An 8397-nucleotide genomic window follows, 5' to 3' on the forward strand; every position below is an offset into this window, starting at 1 on the left:
TTCGGTAGTTTTTTCATCGCTCCATCCTCTCAAAGGTTGGAGTCTCCGAGAAACCCGGGGCGGTTCAGTAGTGATCGAGCAGGGTACCGAGCGCACACGATTCAAGGTCGCCAGCCTGGCAGGCCTGCCGGAGTTGCCCAGCCTGCTGCGTCGTTGAAACGCTCATGGAGACTCTTTCGGCTGGCGTCGGATGGCGATAATGGTATCGAGGCGGGCCAGTGGCGGCGCTTTATTGTCCCGCTGTAATACTCGCAGACTGACCCGCATCAACATTCCGTCTGCACTGGCTTTGAGTGTCTGTTCACAGGTCAGCGAGAGCCTGCCCTGGTCGCACTTGCGGGCTGTGAAACCAGGCCTGAGCCTTGCCATCATGCGTAATTCGGCCAGTTGGTTCTGCGCCTCCAGCAGCGCAATGGCGCGGTCGCGCAACACACCGTTGTTGAAGGTCATTACCCCGCTCAAGCGCACGGCCGCCGCCATTGCCACGGTGATGATCAACAGCGCCACCCGACGCCCTGGGCATACACAAACGGGTAGACCTTATGGCTGGTACTTCCAGTGTGGTAGTTGTTGTAAAGATGAACCTGACCAAACCGCACGCGCGGCCCGCGAGAGGAAATATTCTCGAACAACGAGTTATGAATGGTCACCTTCAGTTTGCCGTCATCGGTTGTTTTACTGTCACTTGAACCGATCAGGTTATTCTTTTCATGATTCCGGAACACGGAATACGAGATGGTGACGTAGTTGGCGCCGTTCTTGACGTCCAGTGCGCCATCATGGTGTTGTTTTGGACGGCCATTGGCCGTGCCATTCTGATCATCGGTACGACGGCCGTCGGTAAACGTCACATGATCGATCCATACATTGCTGGCACCTTCGACCGTCAGACCGTCGTACTCCGAGTTCCAGTTGCCGGCGCTGCCATCTTCCGGGTCCCAAGGGTTTTCAATGGTCAGGTTGCGAATGATGACGTCGTTTTCCTTCGCGTAGAAAAACCCTTCCCTTATCTCGGCACTGCTGGAGGTGCCGACAATCGTGGTTTTGCCGGGGATGTCCAGGCGGGCGCGCTGCTTCATATCAGAGGTTTTGGTGTACGGTTTGCCCTCGCTGACATCAATAACCCCTGTCACCTTGATGATCCGGCCGTTGCTGCCTGCCGACGCAGCCAGTGCGGCTTTCAGCTCGGCGGCGTTTTTCACCGTATAAATGTTATTCGCTGCTGCCCTTGAACCACCCTTGGTGCCCCCGTTTTGAGTAGCCCAACCGGTAGTGGCAACATCGGTGGCGATATCGGCGTGGGCAGACAGGCTGACAGACAATAGCGATACAAGAATGCCGCCCGTCAATGCGAGCGGCGTTAAACCATGAGGCTTCAACATATAATCTATTCCTTGATTAATGTGTGTACAACGTGCAGTTATTGCAACTGCGTATCCCACAGCAAACATCCTGTTGCCAAGGCAGTAGCGCAAACAGAATGTTTGCTGTTGATTGAATATAGTCGTGAATCGGAAAGCGCCATTGTTGTGTGTGTATTTTTTTGTAAAAGAGAAACTGTGCTGTTTATTTTTTACAGGCATCTAACGCGCAATAAGTACATTGCTATTGTCGCCATGATGGTAATGTAATTCATGAGGTGAATGCGTCTGATGCGGCCTTGTTATTCATCTAATGAATAACAAGGCCGCGTCAGACGTCCGTGAAGTAGTGGGGCGCTTAATTCGTTGAATTGATCGGACCCAGTATTCTCAGGTAGAGATGCACGGTCGTCCCGTTTTCAGGTGCTGTTTCGACGCGTGCGCCTCCGCCTGCGTTCACCGCAAACTCCTGCACCTGAACAAGGCCCAGGCCGGCACCTGGTTCGGAGCGTCTGGTGGTGAAGAAGGGTTCGAATATCTGTTCCTTGAGATCGGCGGCCATGCCTGGGCCATTATCAGCCACGCTGAGTACCAGGTAGTCGCCTTCCGGCAATCGTGGGTCTTCCTTGACTGACTCCAGTCGAGTGGCGATATGTACCTTGCCAGACCCTGACATTGCATCACGGGCGTTGGCCAAGAGGTTCAATACGGCGGCGTGCAACTGCGCTTCGGCGCACAGGACGCCCCAGCCCTGTGCGCTAAGGTCGAACGACAGTTCCAGATTGTCGCCTGCCGAGCGCAATAACAGATCACGGGCGGCATCGATCCGTTCGCTGACATCGATGCAGATCAGCTCGGGGCCGTCCTGACGAACGCTATCGAGCAAACGGGTGACCAATTGTCGACCGTGATCCACAGCTCGCAGGCCGGTATCACTGAGCGTCTCGACATCAGCTGGGCGACGCGAGCGCATGCGGACAAGTTGCAGGCTGGCGCTCAGCGCCTGGAGCAGGTTGTTGAAGTCGTGGGCGATGCTCGCTGTGAGCATTCCCAATGACGACACCCGCTGTGACTCGCGCAGATTGCGTTCAACGGCCAGGCTTTGACTCTGTGCGCTTTCGAGTCCCAGGGCCAGTTCTGCGGCATGTTGGTCGCGTTGTTGTGTAAGCAGGCGATATTGCATCAAGGCTGCGGTCTGGCGGGCCAGTGCCAGCAGGGCCAGACGTTGTTGTTCGGTCAGAACACGCGGCCAGATATCGATTATACACACCGTGCCCAGCGCATGGCCCGTGTCGGTGCGAATCGGTGCGCCTGCATAAAACCGGATATAAGGAGGGCCCAGCACCAGCGGGCTTTCTCTGAAGCGGGGGTCGGTGGTTGCATCTTCTACGACCAGCACATCGGAAGGTTGCAGGATTGCGTGTGCGCAGAAGGCCAGATCGCGATGGGTTTCCTTGACGTCCAGGCCGATGCAGGCCTTGAACCACTGGCGTTCCCGGTCAACCAGCGAAACCAGGGCGATGGGCGCGTCGCACAGCGTGGTAGCGAGCAGCACAATGTCGTCGAAGTCCTGCTCGGGAACGCTGTCCAGTATCCTGAGATGCTCAAGAGACAGGACTCGTTCTTCTTCGTTGGCAGGAAGTGGCGCAGGGTGGTGGGTCATGGGGCGCACCGCGATCAGATGAGATAAGGTCTTATGATGCCTATGATTTATACAGGGCAGCAAGGTACACAGCGTATAAATGCACGCGATCCGGCCGGACGCGTCAGGCTTCAGTTCTGTGCCTGTCGTGAACGCTGAACCGTCCAGCGCGTCGACAGCCGTTACACGATAGCTCAACTGTACCGCCTTCGTTGCCGGTCTTGATCGGGTTCTCGCGTTTTGCCGTGAATGCTCATTGGCGGCTTGGGCAATGAACCCGGTCAGTTGGAATCGTGGGTTTAAAGAAGGTTTCATGTAGCGTTATTAGTAGGAGGCGTATTATAGCTATAAAAGTACATTCGTAATAAGAAGTCTGCGGGTGTTGGCAATGCGTGTCCGGCATCCGTAAGTAGTTTGCTTGTAACTTATTGTGCCCATAGTGTGCCTGTTATGTAATAAACTGCCTGGCGATTTTTGCGTGGGCAAAGATCGTTGGTTAATCACTAACGTGTGTATTCTTCAGGAGCATTGCTGATGCCCGGCCCAAATGATTCAAGTCCTGCCGAACTTTTGCCCGAAGGGTCTCCCGACGACAGAGTCACCAGCCTGTTGTGGGGGCCGTTCTGGTTAGGCGATTCAACCGGTACTCAACTCACTTACAGCTTTCATACTGCCAACTCCGTCTATGCCACTGACTACAGTCGCTCTCAGGAGCCCAGCGATGCCTATTCACTGACCGATGCCCAGGCAGCGGCGGCAAGAAGTGCGTTGGGTGCATGGAGTGCAGTGGCAGACATCAAGTTCACCGAGGTTCAGGACACGCCGGACAATGTCGGAGACATTCGTTTTGGCGGCTTCAAGAGTCTGCAAAGTACTGAGTACGGCCAGGCTTACGCGCCAGGCACACTGGGCCGGTCCGGTGATGTCTGGATCGGGCCGAAAGTCAACGCGGCTGATCCTGCCAAAGGCACGGATGATTACCTGACGTTCATGCATGAAACGGGTCATGCATTGGGTTTGAAACATTCGTTTGAAGCCTCGCAATACAACGATGTTCTGCTCGATGCCAAGTTTGAAGATGCCCGTTACACCATCATGAGCTACACCAACAACTACAGTTTCAAACCCACCACGCCGATGTTGCTCGATGTGGCGGCCATGCAGTTCATATACGGTGCCAACACCAGCTATCACACCGGTAATGACGTCTACAAATGGGCACCCGATCAGTCGGTGTTCGAGACGATCTGGGACGCTGGTGGCAAGGATACGATCGATGCCAGCAATCAGGCTTCGTTTGTGAAGATCAACCTCAAGGAGGGTGAGTTCAGCACCATCGGCAAGCCGTTCCTCGATTACAACCAGAATCCTGATGCCCCGACGCTGATGAACTCAGGGCTGGCGATTGCCTACGGTGCGCACATTGAAAACGCCATTGGCTCTGCTTTCAATGACACGCTGATCGGCAACAGCCTGGATAACGTGCTTGATGGTCGTGGCGGTCTGGACACCATGATTGGCGGTCTGGGTAACGACACCTACGTTATTGATCAGGCTGGTGAGCTCGCTTTGGTGCAAGAGAAGGCCAATGAGGGCATCGATACACTCAAGATCACCTATGACAACACATCGCCGGTTGCCACAGTGATCGACCTGAATGCCGGCCCGCTGGCCAACTTTGAAAACGTCCACCTCAAAGGTGAGGGCGAGTTCACTTTGCTGGGCAATGATCGCAACAATACCCTGACCGGTAACGATGCGAACAATGTGCTGTTCGGCGGCGCGGGCAATGACAAGCTGGTTGGCGGTCTGGGCGCAGACATCATGACCGGTGGCAGCGGCGCTGACCGTTTTGTGTTCAATGACCTGGCAGAAATGGGCAAAGGCCACGCCAGCGACGTGATTACCGACTTCAACAGCCAGCAGGGCGACAAGCTGAGCTTCCTGAAGATGGATGCCAACGTGGACACCAAAGCCCTTGATGCTTTCAGCTTCATTGGCAGCGGCGAGTTCACAGGCGCTGGCCAACTGCGTTTCGCCGACCACGTGCTGTCCGGCAACGTCAATGGTGATTTGCATGCAGACTTTGAAATCCAGCTGGTCGGTGTAACCGAGTTCCATGCTCACGATCTGGCGGTTTGATCGCTGACTTGAAATACCGGTTTCAATGACAGGACTGCGCCACGGACAGGCGCCGTTCTATCTGCTTGCCCATCGCCTCCTTCTTTCTTTCTCCTGCCTCTTCCCGCCGTTTTAACTGCGCACCGCAATTGGGCGACGCAGGGTTTTGAGCTTTTTTTGGCACCGTGACGGTGCTGTTACAAAATTTAAAACCACAAATTCAATATATCCAACAAAACCCACTTGACGCGCCAGCCCCTGCTGAATGTAATGCGCCGACAGTCGTCGGCACTGGGCATTGCGCAGAAGTATCTCACTGATGAAAGAGGTATCTACATTGATTGAGCCACAGCCATCGTCCATGCCTACCGTGATTGAAGCTGCCGCGCTTGTCCGCAAAGGCTGCATGACGCCGATACGCTTGACTGAGTTATGTCTGGCAACGATTGAAACCCACAATTCCACACTCAATGCGTTTGGTGACGTATACGCCGATGTCGCGCTCGAACAGGCCTGGACGATGACTGCCGAACTGCAGCGTGGTCAGGTAAGAGGTCCGCTGCACGGCATACCCTTTGGCATCAAGGACCTCTTTTCGACAGCGGGACTGCGCACCACGCGTGGCTCGTTGACTGCTCTGGACTCGGTGCCGGTCCAGGATGCACCGATCATTCGCCGCCTCAAGAATGCTGGTGCGATCATTCTGGGCAAGACAGCGACGACCGAATTCGGCTGGACCGGCGCGAGTACGTCACGGGTGTTCGGCAACGGGCGTAACCCCTGGGACCCGGCACTGACCAGTGGTGGCTCCAGTTCCGGCTCGGCGATTGCGGTGGCGGCGCGCATGGTGCCGGCCGCACTGGGCTCCGATGGTGGCGGCTCGGTGCGCATACCTGGCTCGTTCTGTGGTGCGTTCGCCCTCAAAGGCACTCTGGGATGCATTCCGACCTGGCCCTGGTCAGCCACCGAGATGCTCAGTCATGCCGGACCGATTACCCGAACCGTGCGTGATAGCGCGTTGCTGTTCGATATCCTGTCGGGGCCGGATCCGCTGGATCACCAGGCGCTGCCAGCCCCTGACGAGTCCTTTCTGGCACGGTGTGACCAACCGTTGAGTCCGTTGCGTATCGGCTTCTGCCCGACGCTGTTTGACACACCGGACGACGCGCAAATCGCCTCAGCAGTCGAAGCCGCCGTAGGCAACATCGCCAAGTCGCTGCCCGTCACGGTCAGCACGCTCAAACCGAACTGGCAGCACCCGCTGGCGACGTTCGAAACGCTGTGGGTTGCCGGGCGCGGTATTGCTTATGGCAAAGCGCTTGCGCAGCAACTGGACCAGCTTGACCCTGGCTTTGCCGATCTGATCAGGCGTTCTGCCCAGCACAGCCTGAGCGATTACTTGCAGGCACTTCAGCAGCGCGCTGCGTTTGCCAATCAGGTCCATGCGCTGTTTGAAGATTACGATTTGCTGATCATGCCCACGTTGCCGATTCTGCCGTTTGCTGCCGACGACGTGGCACCGGCCGGTTATGCCGGGCAGGACGGCGCTTTGCCGTGGGCGCGCTGGACGCCATTTACTTACCCTTTCAACATGACCGGCAACCCGGCGGCCAACCTGCCCTGCGGGTGGAGTTCCGGCGGGCTGCCCATTGGTCTGCAAGTGGTCGGGCCACGCTTTGCCGACGCTCAGGTGCTGCAGTTCTGTGCCACTGTGGAAGCCATCGCGCCATGGGATCAACACTTGCCACCGATTTTGGGGCAGTAGCCATGTCCCTCTTGCTTGCGGATCAACGGCCAACGGGCCCGGACACTGGAGTTCTTACTTTGCAACGGAATGCCACCCCCATGCTCAATCAGCCGCGCCTGGACGAAATCATGCGCCTGCTCGCCCAACAGCAGCGTGTCAAGGCGTCGGACCTTGCACAATTGCTGTTCGTGTCCGAAGAGACCATTCGCCGCGACTTCAAGTATCTGGAAGAAGAGGGCCGATTAAGGAGAATTCACGGTGGCGCGATTCTGCCCAGATCCAGCGAAGAACTGCCTTTGCAGGAACGCAGCAGGCTCAAGCCCCGCGCCAAGGCAGGTATTGCTGCCCGCGCTGCGCAACTGGTCAGCGAAGGCATGGCGATCTTCCTCGACACCGGTACTTCGACGCTGGCGCTGGCCCAGCAACTGACGCGGTTCAGCCAGTTGAAGATCATCACCAATTCGCTGGACATCGCCCAGTTGATATCGCACCAAAGCGACAATCAGGTGCTGGTTGCGCCCGGCGATGTGCGGCGTACCGACAACGCCTTGATCGGGCCGCACACGCTGGAGTTCGCCCGGCAGTTTCATTACGACATCGCCTTCATGGGTATCGGCGGCATTGATCTGGACCTGGGGCTGATGGATTACCAGGAGCCGGAAGCCATGTTGCGCAGGACGCTGGTCAGGCACTGCGCGCGCAGTGTTGTGCTGGCTGATGATGGCAAGTTCGGTCATCGCACCTTTATCAATACTCTTCCGTTCGCCGCGATCACCACCCTGGTCACCAATCGCGCGTTATCCGACGAGTTTGTGACACGCCTGGAGAAAGATCATGTCGACACCCTCTATCCCTGAATTGATCGAGCCAGGTGCAGCTGATCTGGCGGCATTTGAAGCGCTGTTTCAGCAAAGCTCGGCCATTGGTGCAACACCGGCGGGTGGCTTGCACCGGCTGGCGGCATCTGCTGAAGACGGTCGGGTGCGCGACCTGTTTCGGGACTGGCTGAAAGAGCACGGCTTTGAAGTGCGTGTCGATGCGATCGGCAACCTGTTCGGCCTCATGACGTTTGATCCCCAGGCGCCTTATCTGCTGTGCGGTTCACATCTGGACAGCCAGCCGAGCGCGGGTCGTTTCGACGGTGTGTACGGCGTGCTTGCCGGTGCCGTCGCGGTGTCCAGTCTGGCGCGGCAACTGCGTGAACGCGGTGAAATACCTGCCTGCAATCTGGCCGTCGTCAACTGGACCAACGAGGAGGGCGCCCGCTTTCAGCCGAGCCTGATCGGCAGCGGTGTATTTACCGGGGCACTGGCCCTGGAAAATGCCTGGGAAAGCCGCGATGGCGATGGCATCCGTTTGAAGGATGCGCTGCAAGCCATAGGTTATCTGGGTAATGATCAGGTTGATTTGAACATTGCCGGATACGTCGAAATTCATGTCGAACAAGGCACTGGCCTGGAAAGCAGCCAGACGGCAATCGGCGTGGTCCGGGAAACCTGGGCCGCGTTGAAACGGCGGGGGCGGGT

6 protein-coding genes and 1 pseudogene are annotated in these 8397 nt (G+C 56.9%); 4 read left to right on the top strand and 3 right to left on the bottom strand.

Annotated elements, in window-relative coordinates:
• Nucleotides 1–162: 162 nt before the first annotated feature.
• From AO277_RS20295 to AO277_RS20305, 3 genes and pseudogenes are all read right to left on the bottom strand, one after another.
• A complete protein-coding gene (locus AO277_RS20295) occupies nucleotides 163–480 on the bottom strand; it encodes a type II secretion system protein GspI (protein ID WP_236691244.1) in 318 nt (105 codons plus the stop codon).
• Between the two features lie 26 nt (nucleotides 481–506).
• Nucleotides 507–1382 (bottom strand): annotated as a pseudogene (locus tag AO277_RS20300) (pectate lyase family protein); the annotation flags it as partial.
• 337 nt (nucleotides 1383–1719) lie between these two features.
• Nucleotides 1720–3024, bottom strand: a complete 1305-nt coding sequence (locus AO277_RS20305) for a sensor histidine kinase (RefSeq protein ID WP_002553216.1) — start codon at nucleotides 3022–3024, stop codon at nucleotides 1720–1722.
• A gap of 513 nt (nucleotides 3025–3537) precedes the next feature.
• On the opposite strand from AO277_RS20305, the gene AO277_RS20310 reads away from it, so the two are divergent.
• The 4 genes from AO277_RS20310 to AO277_RS29270 all read left to right on the top strand — a co-directional run.
• Nucleotides 3538–5145, top strand: coding sequence for a M10 family metallopeptidase (locus AO277_RS20310; protein WP_044318929.1), 1608 nt, complete (start codon nucleotides 3538–3540; stop codon nucleotides 5143–5145).
• 340 nt (nucleotides 5146–5485) lie between these two features.
• A complete protein-coding gene (locus AO277_RS20315) occupies nucleotides 5486–6889 on the top strand; it encodes an amidase (protein WP_044318928.1) in 1404 nt (467 codons plus the stop codon).
• An 80-nt stretch (nucleotides 6890–6969) separates the two neighbouring features.
• Nucleotides 6970–7728 (top strand): DeoR/GlpR family DNA-binding transcription regulator, encoded by a 759-nt coding sequence (locus AO277_RS20320; protein WP_002553219.1) that lies wholly within the window; start codon nucleotides 6970–6972, stop codon nucleotides 7726–7728.
• The coding region (locus tag AO277_RS29270) for a M20/M25/M40 family metallo-hydrolase (protein ID WP_257214238.1) at nucleotides 7706–8397 on the top strand (692 nt) is incomplete at its 3' end. The genes AO277_RS20320 and AO277_RS29270, both read left to right, overlap by 23 nt.

Source organism: Pseudomonas amygdali (assembly GCF_002699855.1).
GTDB classification, from domain to species: domain Bacteria; phylum Pseudomonadota; class Gammaproteobacteria; order Pseudomonadales; family Pseudomonadaceae; genus Aquipseudomonas; species Aquipseudomonas amygdali.